The organism is Arthrobacter sp. S39, assembly GCF_004320525.1.
In the GTDB taxonomy this organism is placed as follows: Bacteria; Actinomycetota; Actinomycetes; order Actinomycetales; family Micrococcaceae; genus Arthrobacter.
This window is the reverse complement of sequence record NZ_SIHX01000011.1, coordinates 81,478-103,861: the sequence shown is the minus strand read 5'-3', so window position 1 is coordinate 103,861 and position 22,384 is coordinate 81,478. Positions and strand designations below refer to the sequence as shown.

At 69.2% G+C, this 22,384-nt stretch carries 1 protein-coding gene (cut by a window edge); it reads left to right on the top strand.

Features of this window, described 5'->3' with window-relative positions:
- Window positions 1–22,384, top strand: the 3' portion of a protein-coding gene (locus EYS21_RS23490; protein WP_165478365.1) for a Calx-beta domain-containing protein. It extends 6,566 nt beyond the left edge of the window; the window shows 22,384 of its 28,950 coding nt (coding positions 6,567–28,950); its start codon lies beyond the left edge, outside the window; the stop codon is at window positions 22,382–22,384.

Below are 22,384 nucleotides of genomic sequence, written 5' to 3'. Positions count from 1 at the left end.
CGGAATGGGCTCGGCGATCGACCTCGACACCGACGGAACCCGCGTGGGCGCCACCATCGGCCTGAACGTCCAGGACGTCACCAACGAGGCATCCATCGGTGCCGGCGCCCACGTGACCGGCCAGGCCGGCATCACCGTGGAAGCCACCGTCCCCGTACCGGATGCGGACGACGACCCCTTTAACGCCGGCACGCCCAGCTACAACGACTTCATCGTCTGGTCCTTCGCGGCTGCTGGCGGCAAGAGCACGTCCGTGGCCGGCAGCGCCGCCGTCCAGATCCTCCTCCTCACCTCCAAGGCCTGGGTGGGTGCCGGGGCCGAACTCGACGCACCCGCCGGCGGCATCATCATCGGCGCCTACCTGCCCATCCGCTTCCAGAACCTCGCGATCGCAGGGGCGCTGTCCACCAGCAGCGGCACCGCCGTCGGGGCCTCCTTCTCGGTGAACTGGATCGAACTGCAGAGCAAGGCGTGGATCGACTCCACCGCCGTGACGCACACCAAGGTGGACGCTGCCGGTGCCACGTCGGTGACCGCGCGCAGCAGCCTCAACCCGCTCATCCCGGACCTCCCCGAGCCGCTCAAGGGCAAGGTGGACTGGCTGAAGCTCAACAGCGTGGCCATCGCCGGCGGCGCAAGCTCCGGCGGCGCGGCCGTCACCGGCGGCTTCGTGGTGGAGATCATCAGCCTGGACACCCAGGCGTGGATCGCCGACGGTGCGCGCGTCAACCAGGAAGGCTCCGTCGGCGGTGCGGGACAAAGCATCACGGTGCGGGCCACGGACCACATCAGGATCGTGGACGTCGGCGGCGCACTCGCCCTGAGCCAGGACTCGGCCGGCGTCGGCCTCACCGTGGTGGTCATCATCGCCAACTCCAACGTCCGCGCCTGGATCGGAGACTCCGCCGAGGTCCGTGCTGGTGGCAGCGTCACGGTCGAGGCCAAGTCCAGCGAAGACTGGTTCGTCCTGCCCGTGGCCGGCGCGGTCTCCGCCAACTCCGCCGGCGTCTCCGGATCAGTGCTGGTGTTCGTCTTCAACCAGGGCGGCAGCAGCCCCATGGTCCAGGCCAGCGTCGGCAACAGCGACGTCCATGCCCTCGGAGCCGTCCAGGTCAAGGCATCCCGGAGCGTCAGCGGCGCATTCTCCTCCGGCAACCTCTCGATCGGCGGCGGCTCGGCCGGCGTCGGCGCCTCGGCCGTGGTGATCGTCCGCGGCTCGAACGTCGAAGCCCGGGTGCTCGCCGGCGCCGACGTCCAGTCCGGCGGCACTGGCCTTCTCGTCTCCGCTGTCCAGGACGGCGACGTCACCCTCATAGCGGTGGCGGGCGCCGGCGGCAACTCGGCAGGCGTGGCGGGCGCCGTCGTCGTCAACGTCCTCAGCAACACCACCAAGGCACACCTCGACGGCGCCACCAGCGCGCCCACCACGCACATCGCCGTCCTCGCCCAGGACACCACGGCGATCCTCTCCCTGGCAGGGCAGCTGACCATCGGCGGGACTGCCGGCATCGGCGCAGGCGTGGACGTGGAGGTCATCACCAAGGACACGCAGGCCTGGCTCGCGAAGACCGCCAACGTCGCGGGCACCGGGAACCTGACCGTGGACGCGGTCTCCAGCGAGGACATCACCTCGATCTCGCTCGGCGGCGGCTTCGCCGGGACCGCAGCCGTGAACATCAACGCGGCCGTCGCCGCCGTCAACGTCACCACCAAGGCCTTCATCGCCGACGGCACCAGCGCCGTGGACGCCGCCGGCGTGGCGGTGGACGGCAGCGTCCGCATCGCAGCGACCGAAACCCTGGACCTCAACGTGATCGGCGGCAATATCTCCGGCGGCGGCACCGCCGCCGTGGGCGCCTCCGTGGCGGTTCCCGTGACCACCAAGGAAACGCACGCCTGGATCGGCAACTGGTCCTCCGTGGCAGCCAAGGGCGGCACGCCGCTGGCCGCCAGTTCGGGCACCTACACGGTGACCACCAAGGACATGCGCTTCACCCCAACGGACATCAACACCGGCACGGACACCATCACCCTGGCGGGCCACGGCTTCCAGAACGGCGATGTGGTCTACTACGACGCCGGCTGCGCCACCCTCCCTGCCTGCGGCGCCGCCGGACTCACCCACCGCGAACAGGCCTACTTCATCGTCGGAGCCACCGCCAACACCTTCCAGGTCTCCCTCACCAAGGGCGGTGCCGCCGTCAACATCACCGGCCAGGGCAGCAGCGGGAACCAGCGCTTCTACAAGGCCGATGAAGCCAACGTCACCGCCGACTCCACCCCCCGCTTCAACCCGGTCACCGCCGTCGATTCCGGCACGGACCAGATCACCTTCGACCTGGGCGGCGCGGCCAACGACGACGCCGTGGTCTACAGCTCGGGCGGCGGCGCGGCGATTGGCGGACTGGTCGACGGCGGCACGTACTTCATCTCGGACGTCGCCGGCAACACCTTCAAGCTCCGCAACAAGAAGAGCACCGAGGCCGGCTCCGCCGTCATCGACCTGGACATCACCGGCATGACCGCCCTGCAGCTCGGCCGGGCCCACAGCCTCGCCAAGTCGGGCACCGCGCCGTCGGGCGATCCAAGTTCCTACGGCCCCCGCGCCATCACCGCCGGCACGGACGCAGGCTTCCGGGGCGTCGCCGTCACGGCCAACAACTCTGACAACATCGGCGCCTTCGGCATCGGCTTCGCGATCGGCGGCACGGCCGGCGTGGCCGTGACAGGCTCCGTCACCGTCAACACCGTGCACACCTCCGCCCACATCGGTGCGAACGCCAGGATCAACTGCGGCGTCACCTGCGCCACCACCGTCAGCGGCGCCAACGGCGGCCAGTCCGTGCGGGTGGCCGCTGCGAACCAGTACTACTCGCTGGGCATCGCGGCCGCGCTCGCCATTGGCGGAACCGCCGGCGTGGCCGTGCCGGTGGCGGTGCGGGTGGCCAACATCGATACGTACGCCTACATCGGCACCGGCGCCACGGTCCGCGCGCTGAACAACATCGAGGTCACCGCCCAGGGCAAGGGCACCGTGGTTTCCGTCGCCGCCGGCGCGGGCGGCGGCACGGTGGGCGTGGCCGGCACCGTCGGCGTCACCGTGCTGAACGTCAACACCTTCGCCTGCACCGGCACCCCGGGCGGCACCGACGCCTTCGACTGCACCGGCAACGGCGCCACCCTCCGGGCCGGCAACAACGTGGTGGTCTCCGCGCAGGACGACACCAAGGCCGTGCTCCTCACCATCGCCATGGCCGGCGGCCTGGTGGGCGTGGGCGCGGCAGTGGGCGTCGCCGTCATGAACAAGGACGTCCAGGCGTACCTCGGCGGCAACGGCGCCGTCACTGCCCTCGCTACCGGAGCGGCGATCGGCGGAGTCTCCGACGGCACCGTCAGCGGCAGCGGCTTCGGCCGCCAGGGTTTCTCCGGAGTCATCGTCCGCGCCGACTCCTCCGAGGACATCTTCGGCCTCGCCCCGGCGATCGGCGGCGGCTTCGTGGGTGTCGCCGGCGGCGTCCAGGTGACCCTGCTGACCGTGCTGGTGAAGGCCTTCATCAAGGACGGCGGCACGGTGGACAGCAGCGCCGGAGTGAACGTCTCCGCCACTGACAGGTTCAAGTCCCTCACCATCGCCGGTGGCATTGCCGGCGGCTTCGTGGGTGTGGCCGGCGGCGTGGACATCGGCGTCGCGAACAACTCGGTGGTGGCCGAACTCGGGGCAAGCCTCACCGTCACGGCCGGCGGCAACGTGGAGGTCTACGCGGTCACCAAGAAGGACGTCAGCACCTTCGCCGTCAGTGCCGCAGGCGGTTTTGTGGGTGTGGCCGCCGCAGTGTCCGTCTGGACCATCGGCACCACCGCCACAGGCGGCTACCACGCGGCCGACGGCGGCGACGACCGCGGCGCCTGGGACTCCGGCACCAGCTACCGCAAGGGCGATGTGGTCAGCTACAACGGCAAGCGCTACTCCGCCAAGGTGGACAACACCCTCACCGGTGCCGGCAACAACCCGGAAGCGAACCCCGCCCAGTGGCTGGGTGCGCAGAGCGCGCTGGGCCGCGGCGACTACTCGGCAGCCCAGGTCTACAACAAGGGCGATGAGGTCCACCTGGCCGGCCGCTACTACACGGCAACGGAAGACGGCGTCCAGGGCATCGACCCGTTCGCCGATACCTCGAGCTACACCGCCGACGGCAGCTACTGGAACCGCGGCGGTTCCCTCGGATCGGCCACCCAGGGCGGCGAGGCAGCCCAGGGCGGCAGCGGCGGCTACAAGGACAACACCCTGTCCGGCAGCACGGCCTCCGCGGCCGCACCGGACCCGTGGAACAACGCCACCTCCTACGACGAAGGCGAACGCGCCAGCTTCGGCGGCCGCACTTTCGCGGCACGGCACAACGTGGCGTCCGGCGGATCCGACCCGACCGTGGCGTCCACTGACTGGCGCGAGATCTCCGGCGCCGAGACCAAGACCAACGATCGCCTCGCAGGGCACCTCGGCGGCGTCAGCGGAACCATCTCCGGAGCCGCCCCCGCACAGAACCCCACCACCCAGGCACTCGCATCCCCGGCAACAGGCGGCACCACCGCCCGGGTGGGCGCCACCATCACCGCCGGCGGACACATCCACGTGAAGGCCAACGACCGGCTCCTGGTCCTGGGCGTCGCCGGAGCCGCCGCCGTGGGCGCCGTGGGCATCGGCATCTCCGTCCTGGTCCTGAACATCAAGAGCAAGACCGAGGCTGCCGTCCTCTCCACGGCCAGTCTGTCCGCGGGCAACGAAATCGTCGTCTCGGCCTCGATGGACGAGGACTCGGTGGCCATCGGCTTCGCCGGCGGCGGCGGACTCGTCGGCATCTCCGGCCAGGTGGTGGTGGTCAACGATTCCGGCGTCCAGAACGCACACATCGACGGCGGCGCACAGGTCCGCAAGGCCGGCTCCGGCGTCACCCTGGCCTCCACCGCCGACCGCAACCTCGAAACGTACACAATCGCGGCAGCCATCGGCGCCATCGGCGCCGGCATCTCCGTGTCCGTGATCAACATTTCCGGCGACAACACGGCAACCACCGGTTCGGTGGCCGTCGCGGCCGACGGCCCCGTGGCCGGCTTCAACTCCACCGTCACGGACAACATCACGGCCAATGCCCTTGCAGTCAGCGTGGCCGGCGGCATCGGCGCGATCGGCGGCGTGGTGGCCTTCGTCAGCCTGGCCGGCACCGCCACCGCGAGCGCCTCGCCCGTGGGCACCATCGGCGCCGGCGGCGTGCACGTCACAGCCGCCGGAACCCGCACCGTGACATCGAGGGTGCTCAACGTGACCTTCGGCGCCGTCGCAATTGGGCTCACCGTGGCACGCGTCAACTCCGGCCGCCACCTCGAAGCCCTCGTTGGCGGCAACATCACCACGGCAGGCGCCGTCGAGTCCCGGGCCACCGCGAACAACTCGGCGGTCCTGCGGGCCCCGGGTGTCGCCGTCGGACTCGCAACCATCGGCATCACCGTGGTGTTCGCCGAGCTCTCCGGGCACACCTTCGCGAAGGCCACCGGCACCGTCGGCGGGGCCTCGGCCATCGACGTCATCGCCACGGCCGCGAACACCTCCGACGCCAGGGTGGAGCTCTACAGCGGCTCCCTCCTGGGCCTCTCCGGGGCGTGGGCGAGCTCCAGGATCACCTCCGGCGCCTACATCCTGGCCATCGCGGAAGCCGGCTCAAGCCTCGGCTCCCTGGGCGCTATCACCATCAAGGCGGGCACGCACGGCCAAGGCAACCTGGCCACCAGCACCATCGACTCCGCCTCGGTGGCGGGCCTGGCGGACCTGAAGGCCTTCGTGGCGATCGGTACCGTGCGGAATGAGACACGGGCAACGCTCGACGGCGCCGTCACCGGAGCCGGCAGCGTCACCGTCCTGGCGGACTCGCACAACACGGCCTTCGCGGACATCCTCACAGGATCCGTTGCACTTGCGTCGCTGGCCATCGGGCTGTCGGATGCGTCCGTCAGCGGGGGCGCCGTGGCCAGCGGCGCAGGGTCCATCGCGGCCGCCGGCGCGGACATCAGCTTCACGGCCATCAGCGTCAACCAGTCCACCGCGAAGTCCAATGTCATGACGGGCGGCATCCTGCTGGGCGTGGCCGTCGGTGCGCCGAACGCGGACATTTCGGCACCCACCCGGGCGCAGTGGGACGGCACGGTCACCGCCGGCGCCAATATGACGGTCGAAGCGGACGCAACGAACACCGCCAAGTCCACCCTCAAGGTCCTCTCCACGGGGCTCGGATCCGTCACGGGCGGCGCGGCGAACGCCACCATCGCGGCGGCCACGGTGACGTCCGCGACCGTGGGCGGCACGGCGAAGATCTCCGGCCTCACCGCCAAGCTCCTCGTGTACGCGCACGCAGTGAACCGGGCCATCGCGGTGGCCGGCGGCAAGGGCTTCGGCGGCATCAGCATCGGCGTTATCTACCCGGCAGCCGTGGACCGGGCCGTCACGAAGGCCGAGCTGAACGGCGATGTGGGCTCCACCCACGTGGACCCCGCCGTCGGCACGGTTGGCGACGCCGGCGCCGCCGAGGTCGAGGTCAAGGCGGTGGCCGACGACGCCACCAAGTCCAGCGTTGACAGCCTGGCCGTGGGACTCGTGGCCGTCTCGGCATCGACGGCCGAAGCCCGGACCGAAACCGTGGTGGCCGCGACGTTCGGCGGCGGCAAGGTCACGGCGGCGGGCAACGTAACGCTGTTCGCCCAGTCGAAGACTGACGCGGACTCCTTCGCCAGCGCTGTCTCCGGCGGCCTCATCGACATCCAGGCCGGCTTCACCGCCGAATCGCACGACAACCCTGACATCCTTGCGACCGTCACGGGCGGCTTCGTCCAGGCCGGCGGCGTCCTGTCCATCACGGCCCTGCACGGCATCATCCCCGGCAGCGTGTCCGACGGAACCATCACCGGCATCAACTGCAACGGCGCAGACACCATCTGCTTCTCCGCCGCCCACGGCATCGACACCGGCTCGATTGTCACCTACAGCGCCCCGGCCACCGGCAACCCGCTGGTGGACAACGGCACCATCCCCAACCCGCACGCCATCGGCGGCCTCGGGGACGGCCGCACCTACGGCGTCATCTCAGTGGACGGCACCACGCTCCGCCTCGGCGAACAGTTCGACGCCGCCAACCCCAACGACCCGGACATCCCCTACGACGGCCAGCTCATCCAGCTGGACACCGGAAGCCTGTACTTCGCGAACGGGCACAACTTCCTCACCGGCGACCACGTGGTCTACAACTGCGGAGCCGGCGGCACGGCCCTGGGCACCACCCCGGTCGGAGGCCTCGTGTGCGGCGCCTCCTATTACATCTTCGTGGTGGACAGCTACCGGATCCGGCTCTCCACGAGCCTGCTCGACGCCGACGGCTTCATTGTCCGCTCCTTCACACCGAACGGCTCCACGCTCACGGGCGGCAACACCATCAACGTCGGCAGCCACTCCGGCCTCGTGGAAGGCCAGGGCGTGGTGTACTACGCGCCGGCCGTGGTGGACTTCAAGAGCACGCTGATCGACATCAACACCGACGGATCCGGCCAGCTGGAGGTGGACGGGGACGGCAAGATCGTCCGCAACGGCGGCTGGAACACCATCTACGCCCCGTCCCACGGCTGGAGCAACGGCAACGCCGTGGTCTACACGGTGACGGACCCCTCCCTGGCGATCGGCGGCCTGGTCAACGGTGCCACCTACTACGTCCTCACCGCCGACCCCGACGGCAGCTGCCTCTTCTTCTGCCCCCTCGGAGCCAGCGGACCCCACATGATCCGGCTCGCCACGTCCCTCTGCCACACCGGCCTGGGCACGAAGGACGTCGACCCGGGCCCGGGCGTGGACCTGCAGCCCTGCGGCGCCGGGGACATCCAGGCGATCCCGATCTCCACCATCACCAACCCCCTGGACGCCAACTTCTTCAAGGCCATCATCGCCAACCACACGCTGCGCCGGGTGGGCTACGAAACGATCGGCCTCGTCGAAGGCAACATGTACTACGTCCACCTCATCGACGACGCCGACGACGACAAGATCCAGCTGCGCGACGCCGCCGGCAACACGGTGGGTGGCCTGTCCACGAAACTGGGATCGCATGTCCTGCGGAACCAGGGCATCGCCGTCACCGGCCCTGGCACCGGCATCCAGCAGCTCTACATCGACCTGGCCCCGGGCACCACGCTGAGCGGATCACCGCACCAGATGATGGGCGTCGGCGGACCCGGCTCGCCGAGCGCCACGGGCGTCAACGGCGTGGTGGAAGCCACCTCCACGGGCATCGGCGGCGGACTGTTCCGCTTCAGCGACGTGTTCTCCGAGACGGACGTGCGGATCGACCTCACCGTGGACGTCCAGGGCGGAACGCTCCGCGGCGGCGCAGTGGTCATCGACGGACGCTCGTACCTGCGCACCGCAACTTCCTCGGTCGGCAAGGGCGGCGGCTTCCTGGGCTTCGGCGCCTCCAATGCCTTCATGGATGCCGTCAACAACGTCACCACCAAGGTCTCGGACGGCGCCACGGTGTTCTCCTCCACCGACGTCCAGGTGACCTCCTTCGCGATGACCAGCGTCAACGGCCAGGCCGTGAACCGGACGGGCGGGCTCATCGCCGGCGCGGACACCGATGTTGACGCCGAGATCGGCTACGCCGTCCGTACCGAAATCGGCGGCGACATCGTGGCCAACCGCTCGGTCCTCATCGGGGCCTCCGCCGGCTACAACGGCGTGGCCATCGCCTCCTCCGGATCCGGCGGCCTGGGCACCAACTCGGATGCGAACGACGACAGCAGCCAGGGCGTGGGCATCGGGCGCGAACACGCAGCAACCGTTGACACCGTGCTGCTGGGAACAGCCAGCCTCCGCGGCGCAGCCGTCCAGGTGGCTGCCGGCTCCGGCGTCCGCTGGAACATCGACCTTTCCGACGGCTCGATCGACGCCATCAATGAGACCGTGCGGGCACTCGCCACCTCCACCGCCGACGCCTACGCCCTGGGCGCCGACTCCGACGCCAGCGCCTACGTGAGCGTCAACGACAACGTCACCGTGACCCTCTCCAACGGCTCCTACGTGGAGGGCGACGCCGTGACCATCCGGGCACAGCACGCCAACCTCAACCTCACCGCAGATGCCAGCGCCAACTGCGGCTGCGGCGGCGGCGACACGGACGCCTACGCCGAGGTCAGGTTCACGGGGGACTCCCAGGTCAACGGCGTGGACGAATCCGTGATCCGCACCGCCGAACTGGTGGTCTCGGCGCTGACGTCCTTCGACCGGCTGTACGTCCGGGCGCACCGCTCCGGCGGCTTCTTCGACGTCGGATCCTCCGACTCGGACATCCAGTACAAGCCCAAGCGGGACATCCTCTGGGAGTCCACGGTCTACCTTCTGGGCGAGCCCAACCCGGTGCTCATCATCGATGCCAGCGGCAAGATCATCGCCAAGACCTACAACGTGACGGTCCGTGCCAGCGAGTTCGGCCCCGCCCTGAACATCGGCGACACCATCGCCGGCGGCACCATCTGGATCGACCCCATCATCTACGACGAGCTGCCCGCCGCACTCTTTGAGGCCAACGCAGCCGGAAGCGGCTGCGACGACGACTGCAACGGCCTCGTCCACGGCAGCCTGGGCATCTTCTACATGCAGCAGACCTGGAACTCCGTGCTGATCCGCAACAGCTCAGAGAAGGCGATCGTCCTGAAGGGCACCACGGACCCGCAGAGCGTGTCCATCAACACCCTCAACTCGCACCTGACCACCACCCCGCAGGCGGCCATCAGCGTCTCCGTGGACAATGGCCCGCACGCACCCCCGGCCACCCAGTGGTTCTGGCACGTGCACCACATCTTCCCCGCCACCGACGTCGTGATCGAAAGCCTCCGGGCAACGGCGGCCACCGGCTTCAACCTCACCATCGACGGCGACATCCGCAACACCATCGGCAACACGCACCTCACGAACCAGCGCGGCTCCATCCTGCGCGGCACCGACGGCGGCACCGAAACCTTCTACAGCAACACCATCACCCTGGACTCCGAGCTGGGGTCACTCGGCACCGTCCCGAACCCGCTCACCCTGGTCCTCTTCCAGATCTTCCACACCGGCGAGGTCGGCGTCCCCGCGGTGCTGAAGCCGGTGGCCCTCGACGCCGAAGCAGGGCAGGACCTCTACCTGGACCTCACAGTCCTCCGCCGCGACTCGCTCACCGCCAACACCGGCGCCATCAACCCCGTCATCGGACCCATCAAGGCCGGGAACAACGCCGTCGTGATCCTGCGCGACAGCGCGGAAGGCATCAACGGTCCCGCCATCGGCGACGTCAACGTGGACATCTACGCGCCGAACAACAAGCCGGCACCGTACGGCTCCGGCAGCCCCATCGAGTCCGTCCCCACCACCTGCTACTTCCGCCCCGACGGGCCGGCCTGCACCGGCGGCGCCGACGCCCCGGTGATTGTGGGCGGGGCCGTGGTGGCCGTGGCCTTCGGCAGCGACCTCACCGCCATCAACGCGAACTACACGTTCACCGACATCCGGGCCGGCCACAACATCGCCATCTTCCACCCGTCCCCGGCCACCGCCATGACCATCAAGGCCTTCACCGACGTGGACGGCCAGTGGACGGACGACGAGACCGGCGCGCAGCACGGCGTGATAGACGGCTCCGGCAAGATCGACGTCCTCAACAACGGCAACATCTGGGTCATCGAACAAAGCGGCAAGGGCGATCTGCGGGTGGGCCACATCCACTCCACCGGCCTCTGCACCGGCGCCGTGGCCCTCTGCGCCACCCCGATCGCCGCCGATGTCCGGCTCGATTCGGCGCGCAGGATCCTCGATGCCGAACTCGACAACGGCGTGCTGGACACCGACGACGACGGCGTCCTGGTGGACGCGTACGACCTGGACATCTCCGGCAACCAGAACGGCGCGGACGTCACCGGCCGCAACATCACCCTCACCGCCGGCGACAACGGCCTGGGCGAGGCCGGCAGCGTCTCCGGCACCGGCGGCATCGGCCTGCCGGACAACTTCCTGGAGATCCAGGTGGACGCCGTGGGCGGATTCCCGGCCGTGGCCAAGGGCCTCCTGAACGCCCACGACCTCGCGGCCGACGACGACAAGACCCTCGGCATCCATCTCGACCAGGTGGCCGGCGACCTGCGCATCGGCGTCGTTGAAACCGCGGGGGACAACAGCCTCAGCACCGGCAATGTGTCCCTGCGCAGCCGGGCCGGCTCCATCATCGACGGCGGCGCCAACGGTGCCGGCGACGCCGCCGCGGACGTGCTGGGCCAGACCATCGACATCGACGCGCACGGCGGATCCATCGGAACCGCCGCCAAGGACCTGGACATCGATTCACTCCGCGGCTCGCCGTTGGCCTGCACCAACGTGAACTGCGCCAACAACACCGGGCTGCTGAACAACGGGACCTCCGACGCCGGCCTCGCCGCCACCGCGGACGACGTCGCCCTGGAAGCCGGCACCGGCATCTACCTCACGGAGACCGACGCGTACCTGCGGCTGCTCCTGGCCCACGCGGTCACCGGCAACATCCGCATCACGGTCCGCGAAAGCGCCGAACTGGACGAGGACCTGTTCCTGATCCGCAACGGCACCGCCAACTTCGCCGAGGACAACACCACCGTCCCCGGCAACGACGCCGACCACCTCCGCAGCGTCCCGGTGGGCACCGTCTTCGCCGAAACCGGCAGCGTGGAGCTCCGCGTCGGCGACGACCTCACCTTCCACCAGAACACGCAGGTCCTGGCGAACCTGTCCATCGACATCCGCGGCGACTTCGGCAACGCGGACACCGGCGGCACCCTTGCGGTCCCGGACCCGGAATACGGCAGCAGCATGATCCTGCGCGGCCGCATCATCGCCGACTGCAACGTCACCGCGGGCGCCTCCACCGGCGACCCCATGGGCAGCTGCGCCCCCAGCGCCGCCAACCCCGTCGCGGACCGCCAGACGCACCTCCGGGGCGGCTCCGACGTCGACCTCATCCAGCTCGGCGATCCCTCCGGACTGGACCTGGCGCAGACATCCAACCCGGCCCTGAACAAGGAGCAGCTGGGCGACGCCGGCTACATCTTCCTCGGCTCCAAGACCACGGTCCACGGCAACGCCGCCGCCGCTTCCAACACCGCCGACGGCGAGGACCGCATCACCGTCTGGTACTTGCAGTCCATGGACGTCGTCACCAGCCCCACCGGCCTGCAGGCCGGCACGGGCGCCGGGCACACCCTCACCCTGGACGGCCAGGGCGAGTCCGACCACTACTTCGTCTACACCAACGGCAGCCACGGAAACATCCGCAACTACGTCATCAACGTCCTGGACACGGGCGCCCCGGACGCCGGCGTGGACGAGCTCGCCGTCTTCGGCTATAACAACACCGCCGCCGCCTACAACGGCTACCTGCCCGGCACCACCACCAACGCGGCCACGGACGACATCTTCCTGCTGCGGGCCCTGAAGTGCATCGACAACGAAAGCCCGTTCACGCTCAGCGCCGGCGTCCCGAGCGGCTGCCTCAGCCCCACGGAGACGGCGGACCATCCGGCGTTCGTGGCCCTGCTGGCCGGCAGCCTCGCCGCGGACGGCGGCATCGGCTCCTACCGCGACCGGACCGCCGGCAACGAGCCCAGTGCCCTGGTCCAGCGGATCAACTACGACACCGCGCTCAACGGCCGCATCACGGTCTTCGGCGAGGGCGGCAATGACGCCTTCTACGTGGACGACACCTCCGCCACGATCACCCTGGACGGCGGCGCCGGCAACGACGTCTTCCAGATCGGCCAGATCTTCGGCACCCAGCGCGACGGGCAGAACGCGCCCGACGGCGGCGCCCTCCTTCCGGCGGACACCTTCCCGGCGCTGGTGCCCACCACGCGCGGCTGGCTCAGCCCGGGCGCCCACGCCCCGCTGCTGGCCACCGGCGGCACCGGCAACGACCAGTTCACGGTCTACTCGAACCAGGCCGAGATCCAGCTCAACGGCGACGACAACAACGACATCTTCATCGTCCGGGCTTTCGCCATCGCCGCGGTCTGCGACACCGACGCCGACAGCATCGCGGGTTGCGGCCTCAGCGACGTCACCTTCGTCCCCGCCGGCGGCACGTTCCCCACCACGGTGGCGTTCGGAACCTGCGTCATCAGCGGCAGCTACACCCGCTACGACCGCAACGGCGACGGCGTCTGCAACAACGCCGACGCCCACACCACCTTCAACCACCTGCCCGGCTCCAACATCGACCTCGACAACACCATATGGGAAGACGACATCATCCCGCTGGACGCCAACGGCGTGGCCGTGCCCGTGATCGGCCTGGGCTTCTCCACCTCCCGGCCGCTGGACATCCGGGCCGGCGGCGGCGAGGACGAGGTCCAGTACAACGTCAACGCCCCCGTCAACGTGGACGGCGGCACCGGCTTCGACAAGCTGGTCATCCTGGGCACCGAGTTCGCGGACGACTTCGCCATCACGGACAAGGGCATCTTCGGGGCCGGCCTGAACGTCAAATACGCCACGATCGAAGTGGTGGAGGTGGACGGCCTGGAAGGCGACGACCAGTTCTTCGTCCAGTCCACCGCGTACGGGGTGGCCTACCGGATCATCGGCGGTCTCGGCTCGGACATGATCAGCGTGACCGGCGACGTCACGGCGGACATCGTCACCCGCGAACTCGAGGGCCTCAGCGGCGCCGTGGACCACATCGTCACCTCGCCCACGGACCCCGGCTACGACGGCCTCACCGCCGACGGCGTCCCGTACAACCTGGCCACCCAGGACCGCGGCATCGTGGTGATCCGCGAAGGCACCGGCGGCACCCGGGTCCGCGAAGGCGCGGCCGGCACGGACGTCATCAGGAGCTACGCGTACTACACCGTGGAGCTTGCGGTGGCCCCGACGTCGAACGTCTACGTCACCGTCTCCGCCGCCTTCCCGCCGTCGCAGGAAGCGGACGGCAGCCTCATCAACCCGGTTCCGCTGCCCAACGGCCTGGGCGACACCGTGTGGCTGTGCGTGGGGACCGCGGACACCCAGTGCGACGAGTTCGCCGAGTTCCAGCGCCACTACGTGGTCAACGGCACAGTGGTGGACGAGAACGGCCGGGCCGTGACCCTGACGTTCACCAACGGCACCTGGAACGTGCCGCAGCGTGTCTACCTCTGGGCCGTGGACGATCCCCGCGCCGAGGGCGACCGCACCGTGGTCCTCCAGCACAGCGTGATCAGCCAGGACGCCCGCTTCCACCGGGCCGCCGTCCGCCAGGTCAACGCCCTGGTCTACGACAACGACACCCCCGGCGTGTACGTCACCGAGGTGGAGCCCGGCGGCACCGCCCTGGACGGCCGCACCCTGGTCATCGAAGGCAGCACCCTCACGCAGCGCACCGACGACCTCCTGCTCACCCTGGCCAAGGCACCGGCCGCCGGACACACCATCTGGGTGAAGATCCGGATGGACGCGGACAGCCAGCGCCTCATCCAGCTCGACTTCAGCCTGGTCCCGGCCGGCCGCTGGCTCGCCTTCTCCGACGGCAACGGCGGCACCTACTACTCGGTCAGCTTCAACGCCGGCAACTGGAACACCCCGCTGCGGATCGTGGTCAATGCCCGCCCGAACAGCGACCCGGGTGACCCGCTGACGGCGGTCATCAACTACGAACTCGACACCGTGCTCACCGCCCCCGCGGCGGCCGCCGCCTACCCGTTCCCGAACCTGCGCAGCGGGCTGCAGCGCACTGACGTGCTGGTGTACGACGACGAGACCCCCAATGTGGTCAGCATCCCCACCGGTACGGACACCGTGGTGATCCAGTGCGGCAACACCGCCTGCACCATCCCCGGCGGCACGGACGGCTACACGATCAGGCTCACCAAGGCCCCCAACGGGGATGTCCGGATTGCTCTGATCCCGGACGGCCTGGTGGACGTGGTGTCCGTTGGCGGCGTGGCAGTGACCCCGGCCGATTACCAGGTGATCGGCGGCGACATCCCGGCCCGGGCCTTCCTCGGGGCCCTCGCCATCGCCGGTTCCACCATCAGCCGGGCCAACGGCAGCGACCTTGGCAGCTTCAGCGACGAAGGCTTCGCGGCCGGGCAGCGGATCACCATCTCCGGCTGCGGCGCCACCATCTTCACCATCCTGTCCGTCGCCCTGGACGGCAAGAGCATGGTCCTGTCCTCCGTACCGGCGTGCCCCGGCGGTGCGGGCATCAGCATCAACCGGCTGACCCGCTCCGGAGTGTGGGACGGCACCGCCTCCACGGAGTTCGTGGACGGCGCCTGGCGCCTGGTCCGGCCCATCGCCGGCCCCACGGGCGGCAGCTGGCTCGCCGACGGCTTCAGCGAAGGCCAGTGGGTGGAGATCTGCCAGGCCGGCACCTGCATCCGGGCCAAGATCGCCGTCATCCGCGGCGACAACGCCGGGCACGACGAGAAACTTGAACTGCGCGGCTTCCTGCTCAGCGGCGACTCCCTGGCCGGCTTCGGCGCCGGAGCGTTCACCGTGGTGCGGATCGCCGCCGTCGTGAACTTCAACGCCGCAAACTGGTACCAGGAACAGTTCATCGAACTCGAGGCCGACGTCGCCTACGAACAGCCGCTGCAGCGGCAGGGCGTGAAGATCTTCCCGGCAGGCCAGCACCTGGTCTCCCGGCTGCGCGGCCCGCTCGCCGTGGAAGGCGGCGTCACCGGCGCCGACCGCACGCTCCAGCTGGGGCTCAAGCTCCCCGGCGAACAGGACGGCCCGCTCTTCGCGATCGCGACCCAGGCGCCGGAGAGCAAGCAGATCGACATCCTGAACATTTACAACGACTCCTCCCAGGCCAACGGCCGCGGCGTTATGAACAGCACCTCCCTCAAGGGCTTCAACATGGCCAAGGACCTGGACTTCGGCGCCGCGTATGGCGGAGCCGACGGACAGACCTTCGGCGAACCGCAGGTGTTCCCGGGCGGCATCAGCTACGGCACAGTCCAGTTCGTTGATGGAGAGTTCGTTACCAACGGCGCCAAGTCCACCATCGAGATCATCAACCTGATGCTCGGCTACGGCAACGACCGCCTGGACATCCAGGGCACCCTGCAGCCGGACGACGCCGTCAAGCTCACCGGCACCGTGGCGCTGGCCGCTTCCGGAGGCCAGTTCGGGTCCACGCACCGCCTCAGCCGCCCCGCACCGTTCGACTGGAAGGCCCAGGGCTTCCTGGTCGGCCAGCCCGTCACCATCAGCGGGCTCACCGGCACCTGGAAGGCGGTGGGCTTCGGCGACGACGACCCCACGGACACCACGGACAACACGGTGATGTACCTGCTGCAGCTCTCCGGACCTGCCGCAGGAGCCTCCACCGCACCGCGGACCGTCATCGCCGCGGATGTGCCGGTCGCCTTCACCGGCGCCGTCACTACCGTCCCCAACGCCCAGAACGACGGCGGAACCGTCATCCGGGCGGGCGGGAGCTGGGTCGCCGACGGCTTCGTGGCAGGCCAGCTGGTCATGATCCAGGGCGTCACGGGCGCCTGGCGGCTCACCGAGGTCAGTGCCCTCACCCTGACACTGGCCCGCGGGGACGCCCTGCCTGCCCTCAACGGCAACTACAACGTCTTCGTCCCCGGCCCCCACGGCGGCCTGACCACCGTCCACGGCGGCGGCAACTCGTTGATGCAGAACGTCTTCGACATGGAACGCTCCGCCCCGGGTGTTGGCAACGGCGTTGGTGCCCCGGCGGGCACGGGCCTGGTCCTGACCCGCCTCGACGGACTGCCCTGGGGCCTGACAGCCTACCTGCCCGGCAGCGGCTACTTCGCCCTGGACCCTTACGGCCACGGCCCGCAGCACATCCAGCTGGCAGGGGAGTCGTTCACCCGGATGATCCTGGGCTTCGGTAACGCGGCATGCCCGTTCGACGATCCGTTCCCGCACTGCGGCGAAGGGTCGGTCATGTACCTCTCCGGCCCTCTCTACGGCGGCCCCGCCACCGTGCTGCCCACCGACGTGCACGTGGCCAAGCCCGTGGCGCTGACCGCCAGCGGCACCATGCAGCTGCACACCGACTACCTGCTCCGCACCGACGGCGGCTCCTTCCTGGCCGACGGCTTCAAAGTGGGCATGCAGGTCCGCATCAGCGGCCTGGCCGGCCCGTTCACCATCAAGGCCCTCACGGCCAGCACCATGACGTTCTGGAACGCGGCACTGCAGCCCACCGTCCACCTCAACGCGGCCGGCGTGGCCATCTGGGACGCACCGGTCTTCACGGTCACCGCGTTTGACGCGGCACGGGACGGCGGGCTGCTGATCGGCGGCGATGTGATCACCGTCTGCAACATCGTCGCTCCCGTAGACGGCGTGCCCTGCGACCTGAACGCCACGGCCGGCCCGGGCTCGCCGCTGGTGGTCTACGGCGACACCAGCCAGGACGGCGTCTGGTACTCCGGCCGCCCGTACGACGTGCTGGGCATGGAGTTCGGCCCCAAGCCCTTCGACCCCTTCCTCCACATCCCGGATGCGGAGAACGAGGACGACGAGTGGATGCTGGGCCTGGCCAACCCCTATGACTACGCCGGCAACGACATCATCGACGCCTCCGGCCTCTTCGCCCACCTCGCGGCGGCCCAGCTGCCCACTGTCGGCTTCACGGCCTTCGGCGGACTCGGCGACGACCTCATCATCGGCAGCCAGGCCGGCGACCACCTGGCCGGCGGCTCGGGCGACGACGAAATCCGCGGCCTGCGCGGGGTGGACCACATCTACGGTGATTCGGGCGTCAACGTGAACGTCTTCACCCGGGCGCTGGACATAGCCGTCGTCGACCAGAGCCCCCGGCCCTCGGTCACCGGTGCGGGTTTCCTGAACAACGGAACCACCATCCAGCCCTACTCCTCACCGGTACGCGACGACCTCCTGGTGGCCGGCCGTGACCTGATCTTCGGCGAGGGCGCCGGCACCGTCGCTGCAGGCCCGGAGAGTGCCTACGACGACATCATCTTCGGCGACCACGGCGCCATCCTCCAGAACGTGGCCGACCCGAACGAACCGGACGCCCGCCTGCAGAAGATCCAGACGACGGCGCTCGCCACCGTCCTGGCGGTCGAGTCCCGCAACCTGCAGCGCGGCGCCGACGACATCATCTTCGGCAACCTCGGCCGGGACCTGGTCATCGGCGGCGCCGGGCACGACATGGCCGACGGCGACGAAGCCGACGACCTTGTCCTGGGTGACAACGCCTACCTGCTGCGGACCATCGGCGACTGGACCAGCCCGCACTTCCAGACCCTTTGCGGGACGCTCCTGTACAGCCGCACGGACCAGGCCAACGCCTGCGGCGGGACGGTCAACCAGGACAACAGCGGGCTCCTCCTGGTGGACGGCACACCGCGTGCCTACCGCGATCCGGACGGGGCACCCTGGTGGGCCGAATACGACGTCACCAACCTGTTCCACGACTTCGCCTCGGACGCGGGCAGCAAGTGGGCAGGCAGCTTCGGTAACGACTACCTCGCCGGCAGCCAGGGCCACGACGTGATCCTGGGCCAGCTCGGCAACGACGTCATCCAGGGCGACGGCGGCATCGAGCAGGCCTTCGCACGCATGGTGGACGACACCACCCCCAGCTACCACGTGGGCGCCTCCCGCACCCCCCTGGGCTGCACCGGAACGCCCGGCAACGTGGTCTGTGACTTCACCGGCGTGCTCACGGTCATCGCCTCCTTCGAGGCAGCCACCGACGGCGAGGACTACCTCGAGGGCAACGCCGGCAACGACGTGGTCTTCGGGGGACTGGGCCAGGACGACATCGTGGGCGGCAGCAGCGACTTCTTCTCCCTCACCACCCCGGAGCTCCGACCCGACGGCCTGCCGTTCCCGGCGCTGGCCTACCTGCCCGGCGACGACCGCGGCGCCGACCTCCTGTTCGGCGGCGCCGGCACGCAGATCGCCATCAACAACCAGGTGAGCGGCATCGCCGGAACCCCTGGCCTGGCCGGTGGCATCCTGGCGGACAACACCCTCCCCGCCAACATGCACGCCCGCGACGCGGACACGATCGTGGCGGACAACGGCCGCATCATCCGGATCGTCGGCGTCAACCACACGGACATCAACCCGGCAGGCACGGCCGGCGCGGCGAACTATGTCACCTTCAACTACGACACCTACGGGACCCAGACGATCGTTGTCCGCGGCGTCCACCTGCTCGACTACACCCCGGGCGGGCCGGACTTCGTTCCCGCCAACTTCGGCCAGGGCGCAGGCTCGGACTGCAACGGGTCACCCACACAGCCCACCTGTTCGCTCATCCTGGACACCGCCACCGGCACCTGGAAGTACCTCCAGATCGGCGGCCGCGACGAGGTCCACGGCGAATCCGGCGACGACACCGTGTACACCGGCGCCGACCACGACGCCATCTACGGCGACGCGCAGGACGACGACCTGATCGGCGGCTGGGGCAACGACTGGATCTCCGGCGGCACCGGGACTGACGGCATCCTGGGCGACGACGGCCGGATCTTCACCAGCCGCAACACCGGCTGCTCTACCGCCTCCAGCGCGGTGTGCACGCAGCTGAGCGAGCCGCTTTACGGCGTCTACAGGTTCCGCACCGTGGACCCGGACACCCGCACCAGCGAAGGGGATGTGCTCAACGAGTTCATCTACACCCCGGGCCAGGTGCAGACGGCCACCATCAATGTCGCCGGGCAGCTGGCCAAGGCCGTGGACCTCACCCCGTACAACCTGGGCGACAACGTCAACGCCAGCCAGCACCATGTAGCCGACCAGCCCCTGTTCGATGCGAACAACTCGGACGACATCATCTTCGGCGGCTGGGGCGGCGACTTCATCCACGGCGGCGCCGGCGACGACGCCATCTCCGGATCGGAAGCGCTCGGCACCTCCTACGCCCAGCACTTCGACGCCAACGGCAACCCGGTGGGCCTGGAGCTGATCGACTTCCTGCACCCCTATAACCCGGGCGACGTCCTGCACTTCGGGGCCGACACGAACGCCTGGCACAGCAACAACCACAACGAACTCCGGCTGGGCGAGTTCCTCCTCTACGACGAATACGATCCGCGCCGGGTGATCCTGTTCAACGCGGACGGCAGCGTCTGGAAGGGCGTGACCCCGCCGTGGGCCCGCCAGTTCTTCCTGAACAACGACGCCGCTTCCGGCAACTGGGTGACGGCCTGCATCGCCGTCGACAACCAGGGCAACTGCACCGGAACCATCAGCAACCAGCCCTCCGACGGCGACGACGCGATCTTCGGGGACCTGGGCAACGACTGGTCCGTGGGTGGCACGGGCAAGGACACCATCTGGGCCGGCTGGGGCAACGACCTCTCCAATGCCGACGACCTGCTCACCAGCAACAACGGCCTCAACGACGTCCCCGACGGCGTGAACTCCAGCTACCAGGACCGGGTCTACGGCGGCGCCGGCCTGGACATCCTGATCGGCAACACCGGCGGCGACCGGCTCATCGACTGGGTGGGCGAGTTCAACAGCTACTTGGTGCCGTTCGCGCCGTTCGGGATCGCCACGGTCAGCCGCCAGGTGGAACCGCAGCTGCCCATGTTCCTGTACGCGCTGTCCCGCAGCCAGGGCGCTGACCCCACCCGGGCGGCGGACACCGGCAACGATGCCGTCCGCAACGGTGAACCCGACGGCGAGCTGGGCCTCATCACCCAGCATGACCACGGGCAGTGGCAGACCCAGACCGGCGGCCCCACGGATCCCCAGGCCGGCAACATCCCCGGCGGACGGCGCGACACCCTGCGCGGGGCCGACTTCAACGACGGCACGCTCCAGGGCTTCGCCACCGACTCGGGCGCGTTCACCGTCCAGAACGGCCTGCTCAAGGTGACGGCCACAGGCTGGGGACAGGACGCCGTCGCGGTCTGGTACTCGGACGCCTACAAGTCCGTCTACTACGAGCTCGCGGCGAAGATCTCGATGGACAAGGCCGTGGGCGGCTGGAAGGCCAACGCGTTCATCATCTTCGACTACTTTGCCCCGGACGATTTCAAGTTCGCGGGCGTGGACGACTCGATCAACAAAATGGTGATCGGACAACGCAACGCGTCCGGCTGGTGGTACGACGCCCAGGCCTCCGTCCCCGGCTCGGTGAGCGCCGGCAAGTTCTACAACCTGAATGTGGTGGTCAACGGCCTGGTGGTCACGGTGACCATCGACGGCAAGAACGCCTTCAGCCACCAGTTCCCGGCGCGCTACGTGGACGGCGACGCCGTGGCCCTGAACAAGGGACTGGTGGGCTTCGGCTCGCAGCAGGCCCGCGGCTGGTTCGACAACATCGCCCTGACAGTCATCTCGCCGGAAATCTCGCTGGACCGCACCGAATACTTCGACGACGGAGCGGCCGAGGCATTCACGCCGGTGGCAGGTTCGTGGACCACCGACGCCGGCCGGTACGTGGGCACCGCCACCGCCGGAACGCCCGCCCTGTCGGCCGCCCAATTCGGCAGCGTTGGCATCGACAGCCTCTCCTACGTCGAGGTCGAAGCCACGTTCCGGGCCCTCGGCGTCACCGGCATCATCTTCGACTACTACGCGGCCAACGACTACAAGTTCGTGGTCCTCGACGTTCCGGGACAGCGGATCCTGATCGGCCATGCCACCCTGCGCAGCGGCTGGGTGGTGGACCAGGCCATCGCCCGTATCATCGCCGCCGGCAGCGAGCAGACACTCAACCTGGTCCTCAAGGCCACCGTGGTCACTCTGACACTGAACGGCCAGGTGGTCACCAGCCGGGTCTTCAATTCCTCCGTGGCGGACGGCCGCACCGGCGTCCTGGGCAAGTCTGTTTCAGGTACCGACGCTGCCGCCTCCTTCGACCGGTTCCGTTTCCGCACCGACGACCGCCAGTTCACCCCGCCGGCCGTCATCCCGCGCGAAGTCCGGATCGGCGACGCCACCGTGGCGGAGGGCAACCGCGGAAGCAGGACGGTGACGATCACGCTGACGCTGAACCAGCCGCAAGGCACGCCCCTGACCGTCAACTGGCGGACCGTGGACGGCAGCGCGAGTGCTGGCTCCGATTTTGCCGCCGCTTCCGGCACCGTGACCTTCGCGGCCAATACCACTACGGCCACCATCACGTTGACCGTCTACGGCGACATGCTCTACGAATCGAACGAGCAGTTCATGGTCCAGCTGCTGGCAGGCCCGGACTTCAACCTCGCCGACGGCTACGGCCTGGTGACCATCACCAACGACGAGGCAGGACCCTCCGTGGTGGCAGCGCCGGGGGCTGCCACCACGGAATCCCCGCAGGAAATTTCCCGGGCACGGAGGCAGGCCGGTGCCTGA